Source organism: Methylovirgula sp. 4M-Z18, assembly GCF_037890675.1.
Classification (GTDB): domain Bacteria; phylum Pseudomonadota; class Alphaproteobacteria; order Rhizobiales; family Beijerinckiaceae; genus 4M-Z18.
Window position 1 is genome coordinate 416,797 of sequence record NZ_CP149574.1, and the last position, 26,131, is coordinate 442,927.

General features: G+C 63.4%; 25 protein-coding genes. 12 read left to right on the forward strand and 13 right to left on the reverse strand.

The window, feature by feature from the left end; translation table 11 throughout:
* Positions 1-61: 61 nt before the first annotated feature.
* Genes V9T28_RS01870 through V9T28_RS01880 form a run of 3 tightly spaced genes read right to left on the reverse strand, consistent with a single transcriptional unit; the run spans position 62 to position 3,030 of the window.
* On the reverse strand, positions 62-1,012 hold the full coding sequence (locus V9T28_RS01870) for a prephenate/arogenate dehydrogenase family protein (protein WP_116400522.1): 951 nt from the start codon (positions 1,010-1,012) through the stop codon (positions 62-64).
* Positions 1,005-2,117 (reverse strand): histidinol-phosphate transaminase, encoded by a 1,113-nt coding sequence (hisC, locus tag V9T28_RS01875; RefSeq protein WP_116400747.1) that lies wholly within the window; start codon positions 2,115-2,117, stop codon positions 1,005-1,007. The genes V9T28_RS01870 and hisC overlap by 8 nt, the downstream gene beginning before the upstream one ends.
* Positions 2,118-2,166: 49 nt before the next feature.
* The gene (locus tag V9T28_RS01880) at positions 2,167-3,030 is read right to left on the reverse strand and encodes a chorismate mutase (RefSeq protein WP_445242177.1); all 864 of its coding nucleotides are present in this window, start codon (positions 3,028-3,030) and stop codon (positions 2,167-2,169) included.
* Between the two features lie 171 nt (positions 3,031-3,201).
* On the opposite strand from V9T28_RS01880, the gene V9T28_RS01885 reads away from it, so the two are divergent.
* From V9T28_RS01885 to V9T28_RS01895, 3 genes are read left to right on the forward strand one after another with little or no spacing between them, the layout of a single operon-like run.
* Positions 3,202-5,289 (forward strand): FUSC family protein, encoded by a 2,088-nt coding sequence (locus tag V9T28_RS01885; protein ID WP_245424080.1) that lies wholly within the window; start codon positions 3,202-3,204, stop codon positions 5,287-5,289.
* Positions 5,286-5,495 carry a DUF1656 domain-containing protein gene (locus tag V9T28_RS01890; protein ID WP_116400523.1) on the forward strand — a complete coding sequence of 70 codons (210 nt, stop codon included), beginning with the start codon at positions 5,286-5,288 and terminating at the stop codon, positions 5,493-5,495. The genes V9T28_RS01885 and V9T28_RS01890 overlap by 4 nt, the downstream gene beginning before the upstream one ends.
* The gene (locus tag V9T28_RS01895; RefSeq protein ID WP_116400524.1) at positions 5,492-6,364 is read left to right on the forward strand and encodes an efflux RND transporter periplasmic adaptor subunit; all 873 of its coding nucleotides are present in this window, start codon (positions 5,492-5,494) and stop codon (positions 6,362-6,364) included. The genes V9T28_RS01890 and V9T28_RS01895 overlap by 4 nt, the downstream gene beginning before the upstream one ends.
* A 46-nt stretch (positions 6,365-6,410) precedes the next feature.
* On the opposite strand, the gene V9T28_RS01900 is transcribed toward V9T28_RS01895, so the two are convergent.
* The gene (locus V9T28_RS01900; RefSeq protein ID WP_116400525.1) at positions 6,411-7,205 is read right to left on the reverse strand and encodes an SPFH domain-containing protein; all 795 of its coding nucleotides are present in this window, start codon (positions 7,203-7,205) and stop codon (positions 6,411-6,413) included.
* Positions 7,206-7,520: 315 nt separating this feature from the next.
* Entirely contained in the window at positions 7,521-8,255 is a 735-nt protein-coding gene (locus V9T28_RS01905; RefSeq protein ID WP_116400526.1) for a helix-turn-helix transcriptional regulator, read from the reverse strand.
* 93 nt (positions 8,256-8,348) lie between these two features.
* Between V9T28_RS01905 and V9T28_RS01910 the strand changes: the two genes are divergently transcribed.
* The gene (locus V9T28_RS01910) at positions 8,349-8,747 is read left to right on the forward strand and encodes a VOC family protein (RefSeq protein WP_116400527.1); all 399 of its coding nucleotides are present in this window, start codon (positions 8,349-8,351) and stop codon (positions 8,745-8,747) included.
* A 263-nt stretch (positions 8,748-9,010) separates the two neighbouring features.
* Here the strand turns inward: V9T28_RS01910 and V9T28_RS01915 are convergent, their stop codons facing one another.
* Positions 9,011-9,580: a 2OG-Fe(II) oxygenase gene (locus tag V9T28_RS01915; protein ID WP_116400528.1), complete on the reverse strand. Its 570-nt coding sequence runs from the start codon at positions 9,578-9,580 to the stop codon at positions 9,011-9,013.
* Positions 9,581-10,093: 513 nt separating this feature from the next.
* Between V9T28_RS01915 and metX the strand changes: the two genes are divergently transcribed.
* Both metX and metW read left to right on the forward strand, forming a co-directional pair.
* Entirely contained in the window at positions 10,094-11,278 is a 1,185-nt protein-coding gene (gene metX, locus V9T28_RS01920; protein ID WP_116400529.1) for a homoserine O-acetyltransferase MetX, read from the forward strand.
* Positions 11,275-11,943 (forward strand): methionine biosynthesis protein MetW, encoded by a 669-nt coding sequence (gene metW / locus V9T28_RS01925; protein WP_116400530.1) that lies wholly within the window; start codon positions 11,275-11,277, stop codon positions 11,941-11,943. The genes metX and metW overlap by 4 nt, the downstream gene beginning before the upstream one ends.
* Positions 11,944-11,982: 39 nt before the next feature.
* Here the strand turns inward: metW and V9T28_RS01930 are convergent, their stop codons facing one another.
* Entirely contained in the window at positions 11,983-12,981 is a 999-nt protein-coding gene (locus V9T28_RS01930; RefSeq protein WP_116400750.1) for a glucokinase, read from the reverse strand.
* A gap of 83 nt (positions 12,982-13,064) precedes the next feature.
* Here V9T28_RS01930 and V9T28_RS01935 point away from each other — a divergent pair, with 83 nt between their 5' ends.
* Entirely contained in the window at positions 13,065-14,036 is a 972-nt protein-coding gene (locus V9T28_RS01935; RefSeq protein ID WP_245424065.1) for a YihY/virulence factor BrkB family protein, read from the forward strand.
* On the opposite strand, the gene ccrA is transcribed toward V9T28_RS01935, so the two are convergent.
* Positions 14,033-15,328, reverse strand: a complete 1,296-nt coding sequence (gene ccrA, locus V9T28_RS01940; RefSeq protein ID WP_116400531.1) for a crotonyl-CoA carboxylase/reductase — start codon at positions 15,326-15,328, stop codon at positions 14,033-14,035. The genes V9T28_RS01935 and ccrA overlap by 4 nt on opposite strands.
* A 240-nt stretch (positions 15,329-15,568) precedes the next feature.
* Between ccrA and V9T28_RS01945 the strand changes: the two genes are divergently transcribed.
* Positions 15,569-16,399, forward strand: coding sequence for a hypothetical protein (locus V9T28_RS01945; RefSeq protein ID WP_116400532.1), 831 nt, complete (start codon positions 15,569-15,571; stop codon positions 16,397-16,399).
* Positions 16,400-16,495: 96 nt separating this feature from the next.
* Positions 16,496-16,813 carry a hypothetical protein gene (locus V9T28_RS01950; protein ID WP_116400533.1) on the forward strand — a complete coding sequence of 106 codons (318 nt, stop codon included), beginning with the start codon at positions 16,496-16,498 and terminating at the stop codon, positions 16,811-16,813.
* Positions 16,814-16,921: 108 nt separating this feature from the next.
* Here V9T28_RS01950 and leuB read toward each other — a convergent pair whose 3' ends face one another.
* Positions 16,922-18,034 carry a 3-isopropylmalate dehydrogenase gene (leuB, locus tag V9T28_RS01955; RefSeq protein WP_116400534.1) on the reverse strand — a complete coding sequence of 371 codons (1,113 nt, stop codon included), beginning with the start codon at positions 18,032-18,034 and terminating at the stop codon, positions 16,922-16,924.
* Positions 18,035-18,176: 142 nt separating this feature from the next.
* Here leuB and V9T28_RS01960 point away from each other — a divergent pair, with 142 nt between their 5' ends.
* The 3 genes from V9T28_RS01960 (at position 18,177) to V9T28_RS01970 (ending at position 19,870) form a co-directional block, all read left to right on the forward strand.
* The gene (locus V9T28_RS01960) at positions 18,177-18,722 is read left to right on the forward strand and encodes a DUF1697 domain-containing protein (protein WP_116400535.1); all 546 of its coding nucleotides are present in this window, start codon (positions 18,177-18,179) and stop codon (positions 18,720-18,722) included.
* A complete protein-coding gene (locus tag V9T28_RS01965) occupies positions 18,719-19,195 on the forward strand; it encodes an NUDIX domain-containing protein (RefSeq protein ID WP_116400536.1) in 477 nt (158 codons plus the stop codon). The genes V9T28_RS01960 and V9T28_RS01965 overlap by 4 nt, the downstream gene beginning before the upstream one ends.
* A 162-nt stretch (positions 19,196-19,357) precedes the next feature.
* Entirely contained in the window at positions 19,358-19,870 is a 513-nt protein-coding gene (locus V9T28_RS01970) for a GNAT family N-acetyltransferase (protein ID WP_116400537.1), read from the forward strand.
* A gap of 32 nt (positions 19,871-19,902) precedes the next feature.
* On the opposite strand, the gene V9T28_RS01975 is transcribed toward V9T28_RS01970, so the two are convergent.
* The 4 genes from V9T28_RS01975 to V9T28_RS01990 form a co-directional block, all read right to left on the reverse strand.
* Positions 19,903-20,121 (reverse strand): hypothetical protein, encoded by a 219-nt coding sequence (locus tag V9T28_RS01975; protein ID WP_147306428.1) that lies wholly within the window; start codon positions 20,119-20,121, stop codon positions 19,903-19,905.
* Positions 20,122-20,270: 149 nt separating this feature from the next.
* A complete protein-coding gene (locus tag V9T28_RS01980) occupies positions 20,271-22,367 on the reverse strand; it encodes a hypothetical protein (protein ID WP_116400538.1) in 2,097 nt (698 codons plus the stop codon).
* Positions 22,367-25,201, reverse strand: coding sequence for a DUF4159 domain-containing protein (locus tag V9T28_RS01985; RefSeq protein ID WP_116400539.1), 2,835 nt, complete (start codon positions 25,199-25,201; stop codon positions 22,367-22,369). Before V9T28_RS01985 ends, V9T28_RS01980 begins: the two co-directional genes overlap by 1 nt.
* Before the next feature lie 5 nt (positions 25,202-25,206).
* A complete protein-coding gene (locus V9T28_RS01990) occupies positions 25,207-26,130 on the reverse strand; it encodes a DUF58 domain-containing protein (protein ID WP_116400540.1) in 924 nt (307 codons plus the stop codon).
* Position 26,131: the final 1 nt, after the last annotated feature.

Consider the following 26,131-nt stretch of genomic DNA (forward strand, 5'->3'; position numbering starts at 1 on the left):
AGCGTCCAATTGCAATGTTAGCGCATTGACGGTGCTTGATTTGGCACGGGCGAAGAGCCTCTCACTCCCCGCTTCCCCTTCGTCCGAAATCCGGAGCAGCCGTTTCCTGACCCGCCGCGATGATGCCGCGGCGGATGGCGCGGGTGCGGGTGAAGAAGTCGAACAGGCTTTGCCCGTCGCCCCAGCGGATCATCCGCTGTAAGATCGCAAGATCCTCGTTGAAGCGGCCGAGCACTTCCAGCACCGCGTCCTTGTTGTGCAGGAACACGTCGCGCCACATGGTCGGGTCGGAGGCGGCGATGCGGGTGAAGTCGCGAAAGCCGCCGGCCGAGAATTTGATCACTTCCGATTCCGTCACCTGCTCCAGATCGTCCGCCGTGCCGACGATATTGTAGGCGATGAGATGCGGCACGTGGCTGGTGATCGCGAGCACGAGGTCGTGATGCGCAGGCGCCATCACTTCGACATTCGAACCCGCCGCGCGCCAGACGTTCGTGAGCGTCGCGAGCGCGCCGGCGTCGGGCTCGCCGTTCGGCGGCGTGATGATGCACCAGCGGTTGAGGAACAAAGTGGCAAAGCCCGCGTCGGGGCCGGAATATTCGGTGCCGGCGACCGGATGCGCCGGCAGGAAATGCACATCGGGTCGCAGATGCGGCTGCACTGCAGCCACAACCGCGCCTTTCACCGAGCCGACGTCGGAGAGAATCGCGTTCTTCTTCAGATGCGGGCCGATCGCTTCGGCCACCGGGCCGCTCGCGCCGACCGGTACGCAGAGAATGACGAGGTCGGCATCCCGCACCGCATCCTTCAGCGACGTCGTGACCTCGTCGGCAATCGCAAGGTCGCGCACGCGGGCGCAAACCGCGTCCGAACCGTCCGCAGCGACAATGGTGTTTGCGATGCCTTTGCGCCGTATCACCCGCGCCAGCGACGAGCCGATCAGCCCGAGACCGATCAGCGCGACGCGCTCGACGAGCGGAGTCCCAAGTTTCTCGCCAAGACCGTCAGGCACGCGCCCACTCCTTCACAAAATCGCGCAAGGCCGCAACGACAAGGCGATTGGCTTCTTCCGTGCCCACCGTGAGGCGCAAGTAATCGGGCAAACCGTAGGACGCGACATTGCGCAAGATCAGGCCGCGCGACGCGAGGAACGCATCCGCATCCTTCGCATTCTTGCCATTGCGCAGCGGGATATGCACGAGCAGGAAATTGCCGACGCTCGGCGTGACCTCGAGGCCAAGGCCCACGATTTCCGCGGTGAGCCACGCGAGCCACTGCTCGTTGTGCGCGATGGACTTTTCGATATGCGCGCTGTCTTGCATGGCCGCGATACCAGCTTCGATCGCCGCGCCGTTGAGATTGAACGGGCCGCGGATGCGGTTGATCGCGTCGCACACATGGGCGGGCGCATAGCACCAGCCGATCCGCAAATTCGCGAGGCCATAGATCTTCGAGAAGGTGCGGGTCATCACCACATTCTCGGATTCGGAGACGAGTTCGATGCCGGCCGAATAATCGTTGCGCCGCACATATTCGGCGTAAGCGGCGTCGAGCACCAGCAACACGTTCTTGGGCAGAGCCGCGTGCAGGCGCTTCACTTCTTCGTAGGGAATGTAGGTGCCGGTCGGATTGTTCGGATTGGCGAGGAAGACGATTTTGGTGCGCGGGGTGACGCGCGCCAGAATGGCGTCGACATCGGCGGTCAAATTCGTCTCGTCGGCAACGACCGGCACGCCGCCCGCCGCGAGAATGGCGATGCGGTAAACGAGAAAGCCGTGCGCGGTGAAAATGCCTTCGTCGCCCGGCCCGACATAGGCCGAGGTCAAAAGATGCAGCAGATCATCCGAGCCGTTGCCGCAGACGATACGGCTCGCGTCGAGCCCGTAGCGCGCGGCAATCGCCTCGCGCAGGCGCGTCGCGGAGCCGTCGGGGTAGAGTTCGAGTTTTTGCGCCAGCGCGCGAAAGGCTTCGATTGCGGCGGGCGAAGCGCCGAGCGGCGATTCGTTCGACGACAGTTTGTAGATTTTGGCGACCCCGGGCGCGGCGCTCTTGCCGGGCACATAGGCCTCGATCGCGAGGACGGAGGCGCGGGGAATCGGACGGGTGGCGGACATCAGAACAGACCTTGGAAGAAGGAAAAGGAAAATCGGGCGAGCGGAAGCGACCTCACGTCGCCTCGCTATGTCGCCCCGTAAATTCGTATCGGGCGGCATGCGAGCCGATCGGATAGGCCTGGAGCCCGGTGACGCCGCTTTTGTGCAAAGCGCCCAACATCGTCTCAAGGTCCACCGTGCCGGGCAGGGACACCAGCAAGGACACGGCCTTGCCGTCCGCCACATTGCCCAAAACCTCGCCGCCAAGCTGCCCGAGCAATTCCGGGATCGCGCCGGACCAATGATCGATTGCCACCGCATAGAGCATGACGTCGTGCGCGGCGGCCTCGTTGAGCGGCACGGAAATCACGAAAATCGGCATGCCAGCCGGGTGGTCCGGCCGTTCCACGAACGGCAGGCGCGCGATGATTTTCGGTGCGCCTTCCGGCACGAGCCGTTTCCACCAGGCCCCGGCCGCTGCGCCGCCGTCGACGCGGAACATGCCAAGGTCGCCGCTGGCTCGCGCCACGGCGTCGATGACGCCGCCGGCGCCGTGATGCACGACGCAGGGCACGGTGAAGCCGAAATGGAAGCGCACGGAATCGCGCATCGCCGCATCGCCGCCGGAAAAATCGGCATGGACCGAATAATTCGCCTGCACATAGGTGAAGGTCGAGATGATGATGCGCCAGATGCCCTCGACCGTGTCGAGCGGCAGGGCGCCATGGTGGCGCTCCGCGATCATCTGCATCATCGAGGCCTCGCGCCCGGGCCGGAAGGCCGAACCGCCGCCTTGCCGCGCCTTGACGGCGATCAGCCGGTCAATGATTTCGCCGCGTTCCATCAGCAACTCGTGCATATCCCGGTCGATCCGGTCGATTTCGACGCGGAGGTCGGCCAGGGTATCGAGTTTGGTGTCCGGGGCGGCGCTCATCATGGGATCCAGGGGATGTGCGCCCTCTTTAATGGCGGGATGGGCGATTGGCAAATGCGGGGCGCGCATTGGCCGCGCGCGCATCCCGGGCGCTCCGTCGCATTGCACGCCCTTCCGGTTTTGGGCTAAAGCCGAAGTGTCTATGGAGGAAAACGAGGCGATCCTTTGACGTTCCTGGCCCAGGATTCCGCGCACGCGCTGCGCCCGGCGGGGCGGGCCGAGCAGGCTTACGCGTTCCTCTTGCGGCATGCCGGCGCGGTTTTTTCGGTCAAGACCTTCATCGCCGCCACGCTCGCGCTGCTGATCGGGCTTTGGCTCGATCTGCCGCGGCCCTATTGGGCCATGGCGACGGTCTATATCACCTCCCAGCCGCTGTCCGCGGCCACCCTGTCCAAATCCGCCTACCGGGTCGGCGGCACGGTGCTTGGCGCCCTGGCGGCGCTGCTGCTTGTGCCCGTCTTCGTCGGCGCGCCGGAGCTGCTGTGCCTCGCCATCGCGCTTTGGGTGGGCCTGTGCCTCTATCTGTCGCTGCTCGACCGCACGCCGCGCGCCTATCTCTTCATGCTGGCCGGCTATACGGCGGCGATCATCGGCTTTCCAGTCGTCTCCGTACCCGAACTGATCTTCGACACGGCGCTCGCGCGGGTCGAAGAGATTTCCCTCGGCATCATCTGCGCCTGTCTCGTGTCCATCATCATCCTACCGCGCCCGGTTGGTCCGGCGGTCGCGCTGGCGGTGGAGAACTGGCTCAAGGACGCGCGGCAATTGGCCCGCGACGTGCTTTCGGGGCAGGAGCTCGACCAGGACATGAAGGACAAGCGCCTGCGCCTGGCCGGCGACGCGATCGAAATCGACACATTGGCCGATCACCTCGCCTATGATTTCACCGCCAGTAAGGCGGCGGTCGAGGCCCTGCGCACCATTCGCGCCCATATGCTGATGCTGCTGCCGCTCACCTCCTCGATCACCGACCGGATGGCGGCGCTGGGGCCGCATTGGCGCGACGATTATCCGGACATGGCGCGCCTCGTCGATCAGACCGCAATCTGGATCACACAAGAGACGCTGGAGCGCGAGCCGGCCGATGTCATCCGCGCGGAGATCGCGGCGCAATTGCCGCACCTCGACAGCAGCACGGCGTGGCGCGAGATCATCCGCACGAGCCTGCTCATGCGTCTGCGCGATCTTGTCGATGTCAGCCAGGATTGCCGGACGCTCACCGAGCATATCGCGACGAACGACCCGACCCCGGTCGCGCTGCGCTTTCTGCCGGATCTGGGCGTCGCGCATGTGCGCTATCGCGATCACGGCATGGCGCTGTGGTCGGCGGCGGGCGCCGCGCTTGCCGTTCTCACCTGCTGCGCGGCCTGGATCGCCACGGCCTGGGCCGATGGTGCGACGGCGGCGATGATGGCGGCGGTCGGCTGTTCGATCTTTGCGGCGCAGGACGATCCCGTGCCGCGCATGCGCAGCTTCGCGCTCTGGGCGCTGGTCGGGATGCTGGTCGTGGCGGTCTACAAGTTTGCGATCATGCCGGTGGTGCCGAGCTTTCCGCTACTGGTCGTCGCGCTCGCGCCACCCTTCCTCGTGTTCGGCTGGCTGATCGCGCAGCCCGCGACGACCGGGATCGGCGTGTCGCTCGGCTCCAATGTCGCGACATTGCTTGCCTTGCAGTCCACCTACGATCCCGATTTTGTCGCCTTCCTCAATGTGGCTTTGTCCTTCAATGTCGGCATGATCGTGGCGGTTCTGGTCACGCTTCTCACCCGCTCGGTCGGCGCCGAATGGAGCGCGCGGCGTCTGATGCGCATCGGCTGGGCGGCGCTCGCGACCGCGGCCGAGCGGCGCGGCATGCGCGACCGGGCGCAATTCGCCGGCTTGATGCTCAACCGCATCGGCCTCTTGGCGCCGCGCCTGGCCGCAATTCCGCAGAACGATCTGCATTCGGTCGACAGCCTGGCCGAATTGCGCGTCGGCCTCAACATCGTCGATCTCCGCCGGGCGCGCTGGGGCATGGACCGCGAGACGCGGCAGGCGCTCGACGAGATGCTCGACACGTTCGCGCGCGAATTCCGCCGCCGCCGCGGCGTGGCGCTGGCGCCGGATCTGCTGGAGCGGATCGACCACGCGCTCGGCAAGACTCTGCGCCTGCCCGAGGGCCGCGTGCGGCACGATGCGCTGATCGGCCTGGTCGGCATGCGGCGCGGCCTCTTTCCGCAGGCGCCGGGTTACGCGCCCGAGACCGGGAAGGCCGCGTCATGACCTACGAGATCGACCTGTTCGGCATCGTCGTGCCGGCCCTGCTGGTGTGGGCGATCGTCGCCTATGTCCTGTGCGCGCTGCTGCGCCGGGCGCTCGAAGGCTTTGGATTCTACCGCCATGTCTGGCATCGGCCGTTGTTCGATTTTGCCAGTTTCGTCGTTCTTCTCACCCTTCTCGTCGCCGTTTCCGCTAGGTTTGTCGCATGAGTGCTTCCCCCTCCTTCTTACGCCGCTTCTCGCTCACCACGGCGATGGTCGCGGCGGCGCTCATCGCGGCCTTCTATCTGTGGGACCATTATATGGACCAGCCGTGGACGCGGGACGGGCGGGTGCGCGCCGAGGTGGTGGCGATCGCGCCGGATGAATCGGGCTTCGTCACCGACGTGCTGGTGCGCGACAATCAAAAGGTGCAGCGCGGCGACGTGCTCTTCCGTCTCGACCGCGCGCGCTTCGCGCTCATCCAGCAGCAGGGCAATGCGCTCGTCGAAGGCCGCCGCGCCGTGCTCGACCAAGCGACGAGCGATCTCAATCGCGCGCGCGAGGCCGGCGCCGCGGGGCCGGGGATCGAGAAGCTCGAGCAATTGAACACGGCGATGCAGCAGGCGCGCGCGGCCTACGATCAGGCCATCGCTGACGCGGCGCTGGCGCAGATCAATTATGACCGCAGCGAAGTGCGCGCGCCGTTCAGCGGCACGATCTCCAACATGCAATTGCAGCCCGGCGCCTATGTGCCGGCCGGCAAGGGCGTGATGGCGCTGATCGATAGCGGTTCGATCTATGTCGAGGGCTATTTCGAGGAGACGAAGCTCGCACGCATCCATGTCGGCGATCCGGTGAGCGTGCAGCTTCTGGGCGAGAAGCGCCAATTGACCGGGCATGTGGAAAGCATTGCCGGCGGCATCGAGGATCGCGACCGCTCCTCGGGCGCGAGCCTGCTGCCCGCGGTGAACCCAACCTTCAGCTGGGTTCGCCTCGCGCAGCGCGTTCCGGTGCGGGTCGCGCTCGATCCCGATCCAGGCAACGCAACGCTCATTGCGGGACGTACCGCGACGGTCGTGGTGCTGCCGAAGCAGTGATGGTTATCCCTTCGCCCCGCACGCGGGGAGAAGGCAGGCGCGTCCCTTACTTCTTCGCCAAATCTCCAAGCGCCCTTGCCGCCGCGACGAATTCGCTCGGCATCATCACGATCGTCATCGAGTTCTGTTCGGCACCGACTTCGGTAAGCATCTGCATGCGGCGCAGTTCGAGCGAGGCGGGGTTCTGCATGATGATTTCGGCCGCCTGGCGCAATTGCGCCGCGGCCTCCATCTCCGCTTCGGCCTTGATGAGGCGCGCCCGCTTCTCGCGCAAGGCTTCGGCTTCCTGCGCCATCGCGCGCTGCATCGAGGGCGGGATTTCGACATTCTTCATCTGCACCAGCTCGACCTTCACGCCCCAGGGCTCGGTCACTTCGTCGATGGATTCCTGCATCGCCTCGGCGACCGTATCCTGCGCCTTCAGAAGCTCGTCGAGCGTGTGCTGGCCGAGCTGCGTGCGCAGCGTGGTGAGCGAGACCTGAACCACCGCATTGCTCACATCGACCACTTCCACCACGGATTTCGACGGATCGACGATCCGGTACCAGATCACGGCGTTCACCTTGATCGGCACGTTGTCGCGCGTGATCGCCTCCTGCTGCTCGACCGCCGCCGTCACGGTCCGCATGTCCAGCTTGCGCTGCCATTCGACGAAGGGCAGCAGCAGGTAGAGGCCGGGGCCCGAGGTGCGGGCATAGCGGCCGAGAAAGAAGATGACGGCGCGCTGGTATTGCTGTGCGATGCGGATGGACCGCAGGAAGATGAGGACGACGAAGCCGATGATGAGCGCGGTGATCGGGTGAAAGCCCGCCCACAAGATGATGTCATTCAGCCAGTCCATGGGGCGATCCTATCGGTTGCCGCAGCGCGGGGGAGCAAACGCTATCTTGCTTCAATGATGCAACAATTTCATGGAACAACAAGGCAGAAGGGCACCGTCCCCATGCAAATATTGGATTTTGACCCAAACGGGATGTTGAGGAATTCAAAGGCAATTGCCGGAACGTGACGTTGATTTTGCAAATGAAAAACGTGAATTGTGAGCAATGCAACCCCAATTGGCCGTCGCAAGAGTCCGATGCGGAAATGCTGCTTGAATTGGAAGTATCGCGGCAGACCTACATGACTGTCGATGAGCCGGCGGCAATCGCTCTGCTTACTCCTTTCTGCCTTCTTTTATTGGCTGTGAGCGGCTCTCGAACAATTTGATCTGCTCGCCACGCCATTGCCGCCACCGGCGACGAAGCTCGCCAGTCCGCAGACCGATGGGTTCATCGCACAGCTTTGCCGCGGCGATCCTGTCACAGCGGAAGTGCCGAAAATCTTGCCTCAGTTCGCACCAGGCAATGAGCACCCGGCTGGTCTCCGCATAGCCCAGGAAGACTGGCCACACGATGCGGTGTGTGACCTCACCTGCTTCCGTTTGATAGCGCAGATCAAGTTTGCGTCCTTGACGTATCGCCTGACGAATGTCGGCGACGTCAATGATTTCGGCAGGCGCGCGCAAATTCGGCCTGATTCCCACGCTTGGCTCGGTAATGAACGATAGCAAATTCTCAGGGACGGTTGATGCGATCTTGGCTATGGCGTCGCGCGCGGCATTGGCGATCAGAGTGTCCGAGTGGCCAGCAACCCATTGTGCCCCCAGAACGATCGCCTCGATCTCGTCCGGAGTGAGCATGAGAGGCGGCATGTCGAAGGTTGGATCGAGCAGGTAGCCAAAGCCTGCCTCGCCGGAGATTGGTACCCTCTGGCCGATCAAATCGTTGATGTCGCGGTAAACGGTGCGCTTCGAGACCTCAAGCTCCTCGGCAATGGCGGCAGCGGTCGTTGGCCGGGTCTTTCGGCGCAGGATTTGAATGATTTGGAAAAGGCGGTCTGCTCGACGCATGCATGACGATTCATGCTGCCATAATGGTGGCAACAGGACTGTGTGACAAGCTCCGACATACAGCGGAATATCGCCGCTACAACGGAGACTTCAATGAAATTCGCATCGACCCGGATTATCACCGCAGATATGAAGCAACTGGTTGGCTTCTATGAGATGGTCACAGGCGTAGGAGCTGAGTGGCTTGCGCCCGTTTTTGCCGAAATCGTCATGCCCGGCGCCGTGCTCGCGATTGGTTCGGCGGACACGGTTGCGCTGTGGAAAGAAGGCAGCGCCGAACCGTGCGCCAATCGCAGTCTTGTCTTGGAGTTCCAGGTTGACGATATCGAGACCGAATATGTCCGACTGAAAGATAAAGTGACCCTGGTCCATGATCTCAAGACAATGCCTTGGGGCAACAAGACCTTCCAGTTTCGCGACCCCGACGGCAACGCCATTTCGCTCTATATGCCGATCACCGATGAGGCAAAGCAACGTTTCGCGTCGAGATAGAAAGGATCCCTATGGGTGTGGAATTCCCAACTTTCGGCGTAAGCGAACGGAGCCCTGAAAATGCTGAATATTCGTCATCGTCTTCCACTCGGCACCCATTTCAGTCAGCGTTTGCATGCGGCGCAGTTCGAGCGATGCCGGATAATCCTTCGGTGCGCGTTTCGATTTAGTTCTGGTCAATGACTTATTGTTGAATCTTGTCTGGCAATGACCAAACGTGGGGTCGGCTGAAGGAACCAGACAAAGGTACAGGCTCGCCTGCTTCATATACGCGTGTACATCACGTCGGAGCGCAGAACATATTTGCGTCCCTGTGTGACCTCGTCGCCGCGATGTTCGATCGGGTGATGAAAGATTAGCCCCATGCCCTTGCTCGGTGTGACGGTGAAGGCACCGAAATCGCGTGCGTCATGGAACGATGTGCCACCACCCTCGAAATCGTCATTCAGATAGATCATGAAGGTGAAGAAGCTGCGTTCGCCGTTGTCGCGTTCATAATAGCCGTCAAGATGCCAATCGAACTTCTGACCCGGGTCGTAACGATAGAAGCGGAACCGCTCGTTCAAGCCGATGGGGCGCCATTTCTTTTTAACGCGCGGCGGTACGAGCGGTGCAATGCGTGCGTAAAGCGTTGCCGCCATGGCGTTGTCATCGATCATGACGCGGTTGTTATTGCGCACGTCCTTCATCATGACCATGCCGGCCAAAGTGGTAACCGGTGCTTCCTCAAAATGCTGAGCTTCGCTCGAGCGAATATAATCGTCGCACTCTTCGGAGTTCAGGAGATTCGATATGGTCCCTATATCACGCGCGAGCCAACGCATCCGCAACATGTTGTACCCTTCAAATCATTTTACAATCGCTCGCCCCTTGCCAGATTCGAGTCTTCTCTTCCGGCCTGCAGAGTCTAAAAGATCAGTTCAAAATTATGACGCGCAAATTTAATGCGCAATAGCATAAGGAGAGCAGTGCGCGACTTCTTGAAGGGGCGAAGGTTTCTATGGGCTCGATTCTGCAGTGGATTGTTTGCAGTTTTTATGTTAGAACAAAACATGAATATCGAAGAGGTCGTTTCATATGCATCTGGTGTCGCAAGCAGTCATTCTTGCTGCGCTAGGCGGGTAGGGGTTTCGCGGATGCACGGGTCTGAGCGCTTAAAAATTTTTTTGAAATCAAACTAATAGGGCGAATATGCTTTTAAATTCAAATGATTATAACATGATTTTGGGCCGTACGCGCCGTTCGGGAGGGGCCGAAGTGTCTCCGGGGCCGGGCGTAACTCCCGCTTGACTTGCGCCTATGCGACCTTCTACATAACGGACAACCCGTTCGGAAAATAGAACAGCATGTCGTCGCTGCCAGAGTCCTCCATCACGCTTGCCCGCCGCGAGGCCGCGGCGCCGCAAAGCGCCACGGTCACGTTTCCGGTGGAGCGGCCCTTGGTGATGGATTCGGGCGCGTCACTCCGGCCCTTCACCATCGCCTATCAGACCTATGGCACGCTGAACGCGGCGAAATCCAATGCCGTGCTGGTCTGTCACGCGCTGACCGGCGATCAGCATGTCGCCAACGTGAATCCCGTGACCGGGCGCGACGGCTGGTGGGAGAATATGGTCGGAGCCGGCCGGCCGATCGACACCAACCGCTATTTCGTCATCTGCTCCAATGTGCTCGGCGGCTGCATGGGTACGACGGGGCCGGCCTCGATCGATCCGGCGACCGGCAAGGCCTATGGGCTCAATTTGCCGGTCGTCACCATCCGCGACATGGTGCGGGCGCAGGCGATGCTGATCGACCACCTGGGCATCGAGACGCTGTTCTGCGTCGCCGGCGGCTCTATGGGCGGCATGCAGGTGCTGCAATGGGCGGCAAGCTACCCGAACCGCGTCTTTTCTGCCCTGCCGATCGCCACTGCGGCGCGCCATTCCTCGCAAAACATCGCCTTTCACGAGGTTGGCCGCCAAGCGGTGATGGCCGATCCCGACTGGCGTGGCGGGCGCTATCTCGATGACGGCATCCAGCCGCAAAAAGGCCTGTCGGTGGCGCGCATGGCCGCGCATATCACCTATATGTCGGACGAGGCGCTGCATCGCAAATTCGGCCGCAAATTGCAGGATCGGTCGGCGCCGACCTTTTCCTTCGATGCCGATTTCCAGATCGAATCCTATTTGCGCTACCAGGGGCAGAGTTTCGTCGAACGGTTCGACGCGAATTCCTATCTCTATGTGACACGGGCGATGGATTATTTCGATTTGGCGGCGGATTACGGCGGCTCGCTGGCGCAGGCCTTCCGCGGCTCGAAGACGCGGTTTTGCGTCGTCTCCTTCACGTCGGACTGGCTGTTTCCGACCTCGGATTCGCGTGCCATCGTCCATGCGCTCAATGCGGGTGGCGCGTCCGTGTCCTTCGTCGAGATCGAAACCGACAAGGGTCACGACGCCTTCCTGCTCGACGTGCCCGAGATGATGGCGACGGTCGGCGGCTTTCTTAATGCGGCCGCACGGGCCCGCGGTATTGGAGACGTGCGATGACGGTTCTCGACGCCTCGCGCATTGCGGTTCATGAACAGGCACGTGGCATCACGCGTGTCGATTTCCTGCTCGTGGCCGATATGGTCGAGCGCGGCGCGCGCGTGCTCGATGTCGGCTGCGACGACGGCTCGCTGTTGCAATTGCTCGGCGACACGCGCGGCGTCGACGGACGCGGCATCGAATTGTCGCAAAAGGGCGTGAACGCCTGTGTTGCCAAGGGCCTCTCGGTCATTCAGGGCGACGCGGACACCGATCTCGACGCCTATCCCGACGACGCGTTCGATTATGTCATTCTCTCGCAGACGCTTCAGGCCACGCGCAATCCCAAGAAGGCGGTCGAGAACATGCTGCGCATCGGCCAGCGGGTGATCGTGTCGTTCCCGAATTTCGGCCATTGGCGCATCCGTACGCAATTGCTGTTCAAGGGCCGCATGCCGGTCACGAAGAATCTCTCCTACACCTGGTACGACACGCCGAATATCCACTTCTGCACGATCAATGATTTTCGTGAATTGGCGACGGCGGTCGGCGCGAAGGTCGAGCGGGCGATGGCGCTCGACCGGTTCGGCAAGAAGATGCAGGTGAATGCGCCCTGGTGGGCGTGGAATCTCTTCGGCGAGCAGGCGGTCTTTGTGCTACGGCGCGGCACGAATTTTCAGGGGTGAGGCGATTTAGCCCTTCTCCCGTTTACGGGGAGAAGGAATCTACACCCACCCCCGCGCGGCGTAATCGAGCGCGTATTTCTCCGGCGCTGCGGCGATGGCCGCCATGCCGGCGAGCACCGCGTCCGGCTCGAGCAGCAGGCGCACGGCAATGCTTTTCGGCAAGCGGTCGACCGGTGCCTTGCGTTCGAATGCGGTGCGGAAGGCCGCCACGTCGAGAAATTCCACCATATGCGGCAAAACGCCGCCCGCCAGCGTCACACCGCCCTTGGCGATGAAGGTGATCGCCATGTCGCCGGCAAAGCGCGCGATCAGCCGCCAGAAGATCGCGCAGGTCTTGGCGGCTTCCGAGCCGCGGTCGGCCAGCGCCTGGGACACGACGGCGGGGCCGTCGACCTCCGGGCGCGGCTCGCCTTTCGATGCGATCCGCGCGCGATGCAGGCGCGCAAGACCCGAGCCCGACATCAGGCTTTCGGTGGTGACGCGGCCAAGGACCGGCTCCACATGCGGCCAGAAGACTTCCTCATCCGCATTGGCGGGGCCAAAATCGATATGGCACGCCTCGCTCGAGACGGGGACGAAGAGCCCGTCCACGTCGAGCAGCGCGCCGATGCCAAGACCGGTGCCGGGGCCGAGAATGAGCCGCGCGCCATGGGCGGGCGGCACCGCGCCGATCGGCAGGGTCCATTCCGGCTGGATCGCCGGCAAGGCCAGTGCCTGCGCCTCGAAATCGTTGAGCAGCAGGCCCTGGTCAAGCTTGAGCGCGGCGGCAATGTCTGCCCCCTGCATCAGCCAGGGCGCATTGGTGAGCTTCAGGCTGCGCTCGACCACCGGCCCCGCGCCGCAGGCGATAACGCTGCGCGGCCGCGCCGGGAGCTGGGGCAGGCCCGCTTCGATGGCTTCCGCAAGGCCCGGATAATCGGCGGTATGGAGCCGGATGGGCTTGGTGAGTGGCTTACCGGGCTCGATCGCCATGGAGAGGCGCACATTGGTGCCGCCGATATCGCAGAGCAGGACAGGGGAGGGGAAGGAGGCGGCCATGAATGTCATCGGCAAGAGGAATCTGCCCCCTTTTTCAGCGTGCCGCCGCAGCGATGTCAACATCCTGGCGTAGGGACGGGCCGATGCTGCGGCTCTTTAACCGCTGGACCGTTCCGCTCAAATCCGGCACTTTTCGCTCGATGATTTTATCCCGACGACGCTTCAAGGACGATTTCCGCCCCATGCCGATGCGCCGCATTTTGACCCTGACCCTGGATTCTTGGTGGTGTTTCCTAGCGGATGACGGCTGGGCTTTCGCCAGCTACGTCGCGATGTCGGCCCTGATTTCGCTGTTTCCGTTCCTGATTTTCATCACGGCGCTGGCCGGCTTTTTCGGCTCGAAGGAACTCGCCGACGAGGTCGCAACTCTGCTGCTCCAGGCCTGGCCGAAACAGGCTGCGGCGCCGATCGCCGCCGAAATCCATTCGGTGCTCACCGGCAACCGGCGCGATCTTCTGACTTTCGGTGTCGTCCTGTCGGTCTGGTTTTCCTCGAACGGGATCGAGGCGATGCGCGTTGCGATGAATCGCGCCTACGACGTGAAGGAAATGCGGCCCTGGTGGCTCCTGCGCCTCGAATCCATGGCCTTCGTGCTGATCGGCGCCGTGGCGCTGCTGGCACTCGCCTTTCTTGTCGTGCTCGGGCCGTTGATCTGGCGTGTGCTACTGCATTATTTCCCGCAACTGTCGATGTATTGGCATCTCTTTACGCTGCTGCGCTTTGCCGTGACCGGCGGGGTGACCGTGGTGGCACTTGCGATCTCTCATATGTGGCTGCCGGCTGGACGGCGGACATTTGCCCAGATCTGGCCGGGCGTTGCCGTCACCTTGACGGGCATGCTGATATGCGCCGTAGGGTTCGGCAATTATCTGGCACGCTTCTCACGCAATTACGTGACGACCTACGCGGGGCTCGCCTCGGTGATGATTGCCATCGGCTTTCTATACCTAATCGCAGCGATCTTCATTTACGGCGGCGAGTTGAACGCTGTGATCATCCGCGCTGCGGATGATCGACAAGACGGCGCACAAAAGCACATCGACGAACAGCCTTAGCCAGTAACGGCGGTGGCCTCGTGGCTTGCCTCGATCACGTCGTCCAGCGTCTTCAGCCCCGGCCGCGACGCATTCACCAGCACCGCCATGTTGCCCGGCGCGTGCAGGTTCTTCCACATCTTGGTATGGGCCGCCGGAATCTGTGCCCAGGTGAAGACTTCCGACATGCAGGGGTCGACGCGGCGGTCGAGGACGAATTTGTTGGCCGCCGCCGCCTGTTTCAGATGGGCGAAATGCGAGCCCTGAATGCGCTTTTGCCGCATCCATACATAGCGCGCGTCGAAGGTGAGGTTGAAGCCGGTCGTGCCGGCGCAGAATACCACCATGCCGCCGCGCTTCACCACCAGGCACGAGACCGGAAAGGTCTGCTCGCCCGGGTGTTCGAACACGGTGTCGACATCCTTCTTGCCGGTAATGTCCCAGATCGCCTTGCCGAATTTGCGCGCTTCCTTGGTCCATTCGTTATATTCGGCGCTGTTGACCTTGGGCATCTGGCCCCAGCATTTGAAATCCTTGCGGTTGATCACGCCCTTGGCGCCGAGCGAGAGCACATAGTCGCGCTTCGACTCGTCCGAGATGATGCCGATCGCATTGGCGCCCGCCGCCGCGCAAAGCTGCACGCCGAACACGCCCAGCCCGCCCGAGGCGCCCCAGACCAGCACATTGTCGCCCGGCTTCAGGCGGTGCGGCTCGTGGCCGAACAGCATGCGATAGGCGGTGGCAAGGGTGAGCGTGTAGCTCGCGCTTTCCTCCCAGGAGAGATGTTTCGGGCGCTCCATCAACTGGCGGTCCTGCACCCGGCAGAATTGGGCAAAGGATCCGTCCGGCGTTTCATAGCCCCAGATGCGCTGGCTGGCCGAGAACATCGGGTCGCCGCCGTTGCATTCCTCGTCGTCGCCGTCGTCCTGGTTGCAATGGACGACGACCTCGTCGCCAACCTTCCAGCGCTTTACCTTGGAGCCGACCGCCCAGACGACACCGGCGGCATCCGAGCCGGCGATATGATAGGGCTGCCTATGCACATCCAGCACCGAAATCGGCTGGCCGAGCGCCGCCCAAACGCCATTGTAATTGACACCCGCCGCCATCACGAGAACCAGAACGTCGTGGCTGTCGAGCTCCCAGGTCGGCACCACTTCGATCTGCATGGATTCTTCCGGCGGCCCGTGCCGCTCTTTGCGGATGGCCCAGGCATACATCTGTTTCGGCACATGGCCGAGCGGTGGAATCTCGCCGATTTCATACAGATCCTTGAGCTCTGAGGCGGTCTGCCCGGCAGTTACATCCGACATTCGTCTCTCCCTTTGCGCCGATGGCGGCTGGCGCTGGCAAATGGCTTTTGCCGTCTTGTGTGCAACGCAACATGGTCAGATTAGGACGGTTTTTGCAACCGCGCATCAGGAAATTTGGCGAAGGCTGCGGCTTAACCGGGCATTAAAGCTGAATCGCTCTTAACCATGGCAGGTAACCAGCGGCTAACTCCTGTGGCGGAAGGTCTGCGCCGAAAGCCCCGAATGGGGCGGGGAGTTGGCATGAGTTTCGTGGCGCTGAGGCGGAACGGGGTCGCTGAGGCTGGGCAAAATGCGCCCGCCAAACGCCGCGCGTTCCGTAAATTGACGGTTTGGAGCGCCGGGACGCTGGTTTTTGCGGTGTTTGCCGCGGGGTGTATTGACCGGTTGAGCGCGCCCCCGGCGGTTCTGCCTGCGGCGACGTCCGCTGCCGACGCCGAGGATAATTGGGTTCCGGCCGACGAGCCGGTTCGTCAATTCGGGTTCGAGGCGGACCCGGCCGCGGCCTATGACGTGCGGCTCAACACCGCGAGCGGCGGCCGGATGGACACATTGTCGCTGGGGCGGTTCGGGGCGGCGGACGGCTATTCGCGCCTGACCGTCTATCGGCCCGGGGACGAGGCGCTGCCAACCTCCAGCCTGTTTGTCGACATGGCCCGCCGCGCCTCGGATGCCGGGTTCGCGGTGCTGCGCGATGCGGTCCCCTTCGCGTTTCAGACCCGTTTCGGCGCCTTCGAAGCGGCCGAGATCATGGTTTCGGATGGTAAGGTTAACACTTCCTGTCTCGGTTTCCGTCGCGCCGCAGTCGGCGAGCCGGTGCTGATCGACGGTTTCACCTGCGGCGACCAGACTCCGGACGCGGCGCGGACCGCGTGTTTGATCGACGGGCTCCGGCTCGCATCCGCCGACGAAGACCCCACTTTGCAGGCGTTTTTTGCACCCTCCACCCAGCAGCCGACGCTTTGCCCGACCGATCCGCCCGCCGTCGCGGAGGCGCCGTCGGCCCAGACCGAGCCGGCTCCGTTGCCGCCCGAACGCCGCGCGGGAAGGTGGCGGCATCGGGTCGTCCGGTAAATTAACATTTAGCTATGTGGCTTTTTAGCGCTAGTTTGCTTCCCGATTCGCACTAGAATGAATGCCAGTAACAGTACCGGCAAAGGAGCCAGAGCAATGCGCCATTCGACGATCGTGACCCTCGCGCTGGCCACCGGTCTCGCGTTGACGCTTCACGCAAACGCCGCCACGCTGAAGAAGCACGTGGTGCATCACCATCGCCAGGCCGCGCCGGCCACTAAGATTGAAGAGGACGGCACGATCCTGCGGCCGAGCAATGTGGTCTCGCCCGATAGCCTGCCGTCCTACACAATCAATTCGAAAGATGGCGTCAACGACGGCATCAAGTCCTTCGACAACAATGGGCGGTCCGATCACAACCTGCCGACACCGCTGAACAATCCGGGCGAGCCGCGGCCGCTGTTCACGTTCTAATCGGACCTTGAACGGATCGTGGCCTTCCAGGTCGCCAACAAACCGGGCCTGCCCGGTTTGTTTTTTATAGGGCGATGCGAATGCGGCCTCGAAGGCCGCGCTCCGTTCTTACGCCACCAGTTTCTGTAATTCCTCGCGGATCGCCTCGCCCATTTGCTCCGTCGAGATGATGCTGCGCGCATCGCCGCGGATGTCCGCCGTGCGCAGGCCGTGGGCAAGCACGTTGGCGATGGCCTTTTCGATCTTGTCGGCGGCGTCGCCCAATCCGAACGAATAGCGCAGGCACATGGCTAAGCTTCCGATCATGGCGATCGGATTGGCGATGCCCTTGCCGGCAATGTCGGGTGCCGAGCCGTGCACCGGCTCATACAGCGCCTTGCGCGCGCCGGTCTTGGCATCGGCCTCGCCAAGCGAGGCGGAGGGCAGCATGCCGAGCGAGCCAGTGAGCATGGCGGCGACGTCCGACAGCATGTCGCCGAACAGATTGTCGGTAACGATCACGTCGAACTGCTTGGGCCAACGCACGAGCTGCATGCCGAGCGCGTCGGCAAGCTGATGTTCGAGCGTCACGTCGGCGTAATCGCGCTTGTGCAGGGCGGTGATGACCTCGCGCCACAACACGCCGGATTTCATCACATTGTGCTTTTCGGACGAGGTGACCTTGTTGTTGCGCTTGCGCGCGAGTTCGAAGGCGACGCGACCGATGCGCTCGATCTCATAGGTGTCGTAAATCTGGGTGTCGATGCCGCGCTTCTGGCCGTTGCCGAGATCGATGATCTCCTTCGGCTCGCCGAAATAGACGCCGCCGGTGAGCTCGCGCACGATCATGATGTCGAGCCCTTCGATCACCTCGCGCTTCAGCGACGACGCATCCGCGAGGGCCGGATAGCAGATGGCGGGGCGCAGATTGGCGAAAAGCTGCATGTCCTTGCGCAGGCGCAGCAGGCCGGCTTCGGGGCGCACATCGTAAGGCACGTCCGCCCATTTCGGGCCGCCGACCGCGCCGAACAGCACCGCGTCGGCCGCCATGGCGAGGCCCATATCGGCCTCCGAAATCGCCTTGCCATGGGCGTCATAGGCGCTGCCGCCGACGAGCCCTGTCTCGGTCTCGAATTTCGCTACCCCGGCCTGCCCGAGTAGGTCGGCCACCTTCTGCACTTCGTTCATCACTTCGGGGCCAATGCCGTCGCCGGGGAGCAAGAGCAGCTTGTAGGTGGTCATCAAATGGTTCCTTTAATCGGGCAAATTCAGCCGGAAAGTGCTAAAGGCCCGGGGCGGACTTGGCAAGGGTATTGCCTGCATGGGAGATGTGGCTTTCCACCCCGCATTGCTGCACTGCGGCCGGATATGATAGGCCGGTCCCATGGACACATGGATCGCCCTCTTTCGCGGCATCAATGTCGGCGGCAACAATCTGCTGCCGATGAAGGCGCTTGCGGTGCTCGTCACGGACCTCGGTGGCCGCGACGTGACAACCTATATTCAGAGCGGCAATGTGGTGTTTCGGGGCACAGGCGATGCAGCCGCCTGGTCGAAGCGGATCGGTGCGGCGGTCGAGAAGGCGCATGGTTTCCGCCCGGCGGTGTTGATGCTGCGCACGGCCGATCTCGATGCCGCGATCAAAGCCAATCCGTTTCCGATGGACAACGAAGACCCGAAGGCGCTGCATCTCGTCTTCCTCGCTGCGGCGCCCGCCAAACTCGACCGTGCCGGGTTCGACGCCTTGAAAGTCGGGCGCGAAGCCTATGCGCTGCACGGCAACGTGTTTTATTTCTTCGCGCCGGACGGCATCGGCCGCTCGAAACTCGGCGCCAAGATGGGCAAGCTCTTGGGCCAGGGCACAGCGCGCAATTGGCGCACCGTCTTGCAATTGCAAGAGATGGCGCACGCGGCGGAGACGAGCGCATGAATGAGCCGAAACTGTTGCGCGTTCGGCTTTTGACGTGGGCCATGCATCTCGTTTTCCGGTTCAGCCGCGGCATGACGCTGGGCGTGCGCGCCGTGGTGCTCGACGCCGAGGGCCGCGTCTTCCTGGTGCGCCATTCCTATGTGCCCGGTTGGCACTTCCCCGGCGGCGGCGTCGAGATCGGTGAGTCCTTGACCGACGCGCTCGCCAAAGAGCTGCGGGAGGAAGGCAATATCGAGCTCACCGGGCCGGCCAAGTTGCACAACGTCTATTACAACCGGCAAACGTCGAAGCGCGATCATGTCGCGCTCTATGTAGTGCATCATTTCCGCCAAACCGCGCCGCGCCGCGCCGACGCCGAGATCGTGGAAGCGGGCTTCTTCGCGCGCAACGCGCTGCCGCAAGGCACGACGAAGGCGACCTTGCGACGCTTGGCGGAAGTGCTGGATGGGGCGAAGGCGGAGCGGTTGTGGTGAATAAGCCGCAACGATTAAAATTTGCACTTCCCCAAAATTTCCGCTAAAGCCCCGCGCCATGACTCTGAACCTGCGACGACGAATTTCCTAAACCCTGCCGGGCCGCTTTCCGCGCTCTCGGGTTTTGCACGCGTCCTTTGGTTTTCCTTATCAGAGTCTTTCATGACCAGTCTGCCGCTTGTGATCATGCCCGAAAAGCCGGGCGATGCTGCCGCCATCGAGAAATTGAACGAACGGGCTTTCGGCCCCGGCCGCTTCGCGCGCACCGCCTATCGGCTGCGCGAGGGCGTGCCGCCCGATCTGGATTTGTCTTTTGTCGCGCTCGTGAGTTCGTTGCTCGTCGGAGCAAACCGGATGACGCCGATCACCTGCGGTGGCACGCCGGCGCTGTTGCTCGGACCGCTCACCGTCGATCCGGCATTTCAATCCCAAGGCATCGGCCTTGCGCTCGTCAACCGCTCGCTCGATGCGGCGCGGGCCGCGGGACACAGACTGGTCATTCTTGTCGGCGACGCGCCCTATTATGCGCGCATGGGCTTCACGCCCGTGCCGTTCGGACAGATCACGCTGCCCGGGCCGGTCGATCCCGCTCGCTTGCTCTATTGCGAGCTCGTGGACGGCGCCTTTGCCGATGTCCGCGGCATGGTCGCGAGCGGCGCCACCGTTCCCGCTTGAACCGGGCGTCGCCGGGCCTTCCGCGGCGTCAGCTAATAATGGCTGCTGCCGCTGGAGCCGCCGCCACCGCCCATGCCTCCACCGCCACTTGCGGAGACGGATCCGCCGTTACCGCTCGCTGATGCGGCGGAGGCGCCGGCACCTTGCCCGCCGGCGAACGACATGGGGCTATTGCACCCGGCAAGGATGAGGACGCTGGCAAGTCCTATCCCAACCCCTATGGCTCTGATCGGATTGCGATGCCGTTTCATGGCTGCCTCCCTCAAAGGAGAGATATTCGCCCCTTACTGGCGCGCGGTATTGATGATGGCGCGAGCCCTGGATGCGAGCTTAATCCAGCGCACCGGCGCAGCCAGTCATGTCTGCGCCTGGCTCATCACATTTTCGAGACCGATCGACGTTACGGGTCGCGCGCGGCGCGGCCGCTCTCGAAGAGCCAAGCGGCCAGAATCAGGCCCAGCAGCACGAGAATGCCGTTCCAGCCGAGCGCCAGCGGCGTCACGGCGACGCCGGCGATCACGCTCGCACCGGTGTGGTGCACGCCGATATAATCGCTGCCACCGAAGGTCGAGGCCTCATCCTGTATGATCAGGCGCGGCATGGCGATGCCGCCGTGGCCGTCGTCGATGCGGCGGATCGTGCCGCGCGTCTCCTCGACCAGGGATTTTAGCATCTGCGTGTTGGAAATCACGTCCTGGAATTCGAGCGGATTGTCGGCTCCGACATTGGCGAGCACATTGTGCTCGCCGTCGCTGATTTTATAGAGGCCGAGTTCGGCCGCGGCATATTGCGCTTTCCAAAGGCCGGGGCTAGCAGCGCTCAATGCAAGGCTGTCCTCCTTGCCTGAAGGCGCCGTGATTTTCACTGTGCCCACGCCATCCTTCAGGCTCTGGCGCTCGATGAAAATGTTGCGGCCCTGTACGGCGGCGCGCAAGGCTTCCTCCTCGAGCTCCGGTTCCTTCATCAGCCAATGCGAGATGCGCCGCATCAGTTCGAGATGCGGGCCGCCGCCCTGATATTCGCGCGCCCACAGCCACATCTGGTCCGACAGCATCAAGGCGACGCGGCCTTTGCCTTCGTGCGAGAGCACGAGCAAGGGTTTGCCGTCGACCCCCGACATCAACACATTGCCGCGCACGTCGCCGACGCCGATCTGCCGAAACCACTCGCCCCATTGCGGCGGCGAGGACTCAGAGCCGGGCAGATCGCGCGTGACCGGATGTTTGGGGCCGTCATCGCTCACCGCTGGGCGGAATTCCTGCGTGAGCACTTGGCCGTCCGGGTGGCCCGGCAGAATGACGCTCATCGGCGAGTTGGCAAGTCCTTGCGGGCTCGCAAATTCCGGACCGACTGACATCAGCAAAGCCCCGCCGTTCTGCACGTAATCGGCGATGTTCTGCAGATATTGCGGCGGCAGGATCAGGCTTTGATTAGAATAGCGGTCGAAGATAATGAGATCGAAATGCTCGATATCCCGCTCGAACAATTCCTGCGTCGGGAAGGCGATCAGCGCGAGCTGATTTTGCGGCACGTTGTTGGCGCTCTCGGGTGAGCGCAGAATCGTGAAATGGACGAGATCGATATTGGCGTCGGCGCGCAGCAGATTGCGCCACGCGCGTTCGCCCTCATGCGGTTCACCCGATACGAGCAGCACGCGCAACTTGTCGCGAATGCCGTCGATCGTCACGACCACCTTGTTGTTGAGCGTGGTGAGCTCGTCAGGCAGGCTCGCGACTTCGAGTTCGAAGACGTTCTGTCCCGCATGGTCGATGTGCACGGGAATGCGCAAAACCTCTCCCGGCATCGCGGAGCGGGTAAAGAGCTTTTCGCCATCGCGCCGCACGTCCACGTCGACGGGGGATTGGCTGTTGGTGCCGGCTTCGATCACGCGCACGACGATCGTTTGATCCTGTCCCACAATGCCGAAGCGCGGACCTTCGATCAGTTCGATGCGCCGGTCGCGCTCGCCCTCGTGTCCGGTGATCAGCGCATGGATCGGCGCCTTGAAGCCGAGCGCATCGGCATTTTTCGGAATGTCGTGCACGATGCCGTCGGTCACGAGAATGGCGGCGCCGATCCGGTCCGGCGGCACGTCGGCGATGCCATCTTTCAAGGCGGCGAAGAGCTTGGTGCCTTCGTTGCCGCCCGAATCCTCGCCGCCGGTGATGAAGCGCGGCTCGACATTCGGCAGATTAGCGAAGGCGCGTTCCAGCGCGGCGCGGGCCGCGTTGGTCTGCGCGGTGCGCTCGCCGATCGTCTGGCTGCCGCTGACATCCAGCACCACGGGCACGATGTCCTTGAGCGGTTTGCGATCCTCGCGGACGAGGCGCGGCTCGGCGAGCGAAAAAAGGATGGCGATCAGGCCAAGCGCCCGCCACCACGTGCCGCGCCGCCGCGTCCAGATGCCGAGCGCGATGATGACGACGGCCGCAACGCCAAGCGCGATGACGAAGGCCCACGGAAGGAGGGGCGCGAAAGAGAGGTGGAAGCTTGTCATTAGCGGGCAAGCCTCTCAATCAACGCCTTCGCATGCACCTGATCGGCCTTGTAATTGCCGGTGAGCGCATACATTACCAGATTGACACCGCCGCGCAGCGCCATTTCCCGTTGCATCGCAGGGGCGCCAGGGGTCAACGGCACGAGCGGCTGGCCCATGCGGTCGATGGCCCAGGCGCTGGCCAAATCATTCTGGGTGATGAGGATCGGCGAGACGGAATCGCCCGCGCGGGCGGGCCTGTTGGCTTCATCCGGCGTCTCGGGCGGCAAGGCTTCGAGCCAGGTTTCGCCGTTGGAGTAGCGGCCGACGAAACTGTCGATGAGATAGAAGGTGCGCGTCGCCACATGGTTCTTTGGCACGGGCTCCAATTCCGGCACGTCCACGCCGCTCAGCAATTGCCGTAGCCACAGGGCTTCCGGCGTCGGCGGCCCGTCACGCCGCGCGGTCAGCGCGTCGCGCGTGTCGAAAATCACCGTGCCGCCGCGCTTCATATAGTCGGCGATATGGGTGATGGCCTCCTGCGACGGCTGCGGCCGGCCGGCGACGATGGGCCAATAGATGATTGGATAGAAGGCGAGATCGTCGTGCGCCGGATCGACGCTCATCGGATCGCCGGGCGTGATCGACGTGCGTTGTTGCAACACCCAGGACAGAGTGGTGAGCCCCTGGCGGCTGATTTCGTCGACCTGCGGATCACCCGTCACCACATAGGCGAGGCGGGTCTGCAATGCAGCGTCCATGTCGCGCGGCGGAACGGCGGGCAGATTCTGTTGTCCCGGCGCCGTCTGCGCCTGTGTCTGCGCTTGGGCCGGGTGCGGAAAGGCCTGCGGCAGCGCGAGAATCGCGATCAGTGCCAGGGCGGAGGCGGCCGTCCGCAGACGACCACGGAAGGCGCCCGACAACCAGAACGAGGCCAAGGCGTCGGCCAAGGCGAGAAGCGCGGCGACCAACAGGAGCCAGGGCTTCGCATCGATCGGATGATCCTCCTCGAAGGAATTGCGCGTCAGGGACAGATTGGACAGATCGAGCGGTTTCAACGTGTCGTTCGGTTGCAGCGGGTTGACGGCGATCAGCGCCGCGGTCGGGCCGTAAAAGCCCGGGGGATGATCGAGCGAGGCGACGTTCGTGTCATTGGCATGAATCGATTGTGCCGTGACCGGCGGCGCGCCCAACACGCCGAACCCGTCGAGGATGAGATGCGGCGCCAAGGCGCCCGTGTCCTTCTGGACGCCCGCGGCGGTGGCTTTGGCCGGATCATCCGGCGCGACGGCAGTCGTGCCGGCAAGATCGACGATCCGCCGCAGCATGTCGACGAACAGGCCGGAGAGCGGCAGGTTGGACCAGCCCGTGTCGGCGGTGACATGGACAAGGGCGATGACGCCCTTGCCGCGGCTGACTTCCGTCACCAGCGGCGTGCCGTCGCTCAGCGCCGCCCAGGTCTTGCCGACAAGGCCGGGCTCCGGCTCGGCGAGAACCTGCCGCGACACGGTGACATCGGCGGGCACGGGCAGGCCGAAGAACGGGCTGTCCTTGTCGAAGGTCTGCAATTGCTTGGGCTTGTCCCACGAGAGCGAGCCGCCGAGGATGCGACCGCCGCGCCGCAAAGTGACGGGAATGAGATCGTCATCGGCGGCGGCGAGCCTTGACCCGGCGAAGCGCAACAGAATGCCGCCGTCCTCGATGAATTTCACGAGCCGGTCATGCGCCGCCTGCGAGGTCACGCCGACGTCGGCGAGCACGAGCACCGAGACATTTTCGTCGAGCAATGAAATGATCGGGTCTTCGTCGCCATGCGCCTGGCGCACTTCGGCAAAGGGCGAGAGGGCCTTGGTGAGATAATAGGCCGGGTTCAAGAGCGGCTGCGCCTCGTCGGCCGACGTGCCGGTGACGATGCCGACCCGGCGGCGCTTGGAGCGCGAGTCCAGCAAGGAGACTGCGCCGGCGGAATGCTCGTCACGAATCGCGACGCGGCTCACCTCGTTGCGCAATTCGATCGGCAGGTCGAAATGCGCTTGCGTCTCCGTTGCCGTGCCGAAATCGAACGGCGCTTCGCCCAGCGACAGGCCCTTCAAATCGAGCGCTACGAGTTTGCCGCTCTGCACGCCGCCGGTGTCGCGGCGCAGGAGATGCGCGGTCAGGCCCGCTGCGGCATTTTCGGTCGACGCGATGGCAAGATCGGCGTGCCTGCCGGTCAGCACCGTGACATGCGGCGACGCTGCGGCAAGAGCGGCTGCAAAAGCGCGGCCGCCGCCGACGTCGAGATCGTCGCAAATCCAGACGATATTGGCGTCCGAATGCGCGCTTAAGAACTTCTGCACGGCGCCGAGCGTCGCCATGCGGTCGGGCACGAAGGGCTGCGGTTTGCGGGCGCGCAATTGTTCGACCAGTTTCGCGCTGTCGTCGGGAGCAATGTCGCGGGCGCCGTCCGAGGTCAATGCCAGAGCGGTCAAGCGGTTCTCGGCGCCCGCCGCGCCGATCTGGTCGCTCGCGGTCGTCATCCGTGTCGCCCAATCGGGCGCGGCCGGCCAGCCGTCGTCCAGCAGCACCAGCAACGGACCCCTGCCGGGCGTGAGGATGTGGCGCGGGTTCCAGATCGGTCCGGCCATCGCCAGGATGAGCAGGGCCGCCAGCGCGAGGCGGAGCAAGAGGAGCCACCACGTCGTGCGGACCGGCGTCTCGTCCTTAGGCTTGAGGTCGAGAATGAGCTTCAGCGGCGGAAAGGGCACTTGTTCCGGCCGCGGCGGCGTGATGCGCAGGAGATAGTAGAGGACCGGCAGGCCAAGGAGGCACAGCAGAACGGCCGGCACGGTGAAAGCGAGGGGGAGCCCGAGCATCGCTTTTAAGTCCCCACGACAGGTTTGGCGCCAAGCCGCATCGCGATGCGCAGCAAGGCCTCCGAAGCGGGCCGATCGGTGTGATGCACGGTGAAGCTCCAGCCGTGTTTCTGGGCGGCCTCGCGCAGCGCGTCGCGATGGGTGGCAAGGCGCATTCTGTAATCCTCGCGAAAATCCTCGGCCCGACCGGCACGCAGGCGGGCGGGGGAATCGACGTCGCTGAACTCGGTGTGGCCGCTGAAGGGAAAGGTTTCCTCCACCGGATCGGTAATGGCGACGAGATGGCCTTGCGCGCCGCGGATCGCCATGGCCTCGATGCGGCGGGCGATCTCTTGCGGCAGGGAGAGAAAATCGCTGAACAGAACCGCTTGGGAGAGTGACGCCAGCGCTTCACCCGGCGGCAACTCGTCGGGGGCGGTTTTGGATTTCGCGTCGATGATCAAAGCCTGCGCCAGGCGCTCGACAATCTGCTGATGCGCGATCGGCCGGATCAGGCCGGGAATGCCCACGCGCTCGCCGCCGCGCACCAGGAGGTCGGCAAGAGCAAGCCCGAGGACCAGCGCGCGGTCGATTTTCGGGGCCAATGCCGTTTTCGAGACGAAGGCCATGGACGGCGACATGTCCATCCAGATCCAGACGCTCTGGGCCGCCTCCCACTCGCGCTCGCGAATGTAGACACGGTCGTCCTTGGCCGAGCGCCGCCAATCGATATTTTGCGCCGGTTCGCCGGAGACAAAAGGCCGGAACTGCCAGAAATTCTCGCCCATGCCGGCGCGGCGGCGGCCGTGCACGCCATGCACGACGCTGGCGGCGATCTGCTTGGCTTCGAGCAACAAGCCAGGCAGGCGCCCCGCCAGATCAAGCGCGTCGTGTTGATGCCGCTGCTGCAGCGCGGCGTCGGAGCGTGCCAGAAGGCGGGCACCAGTCATA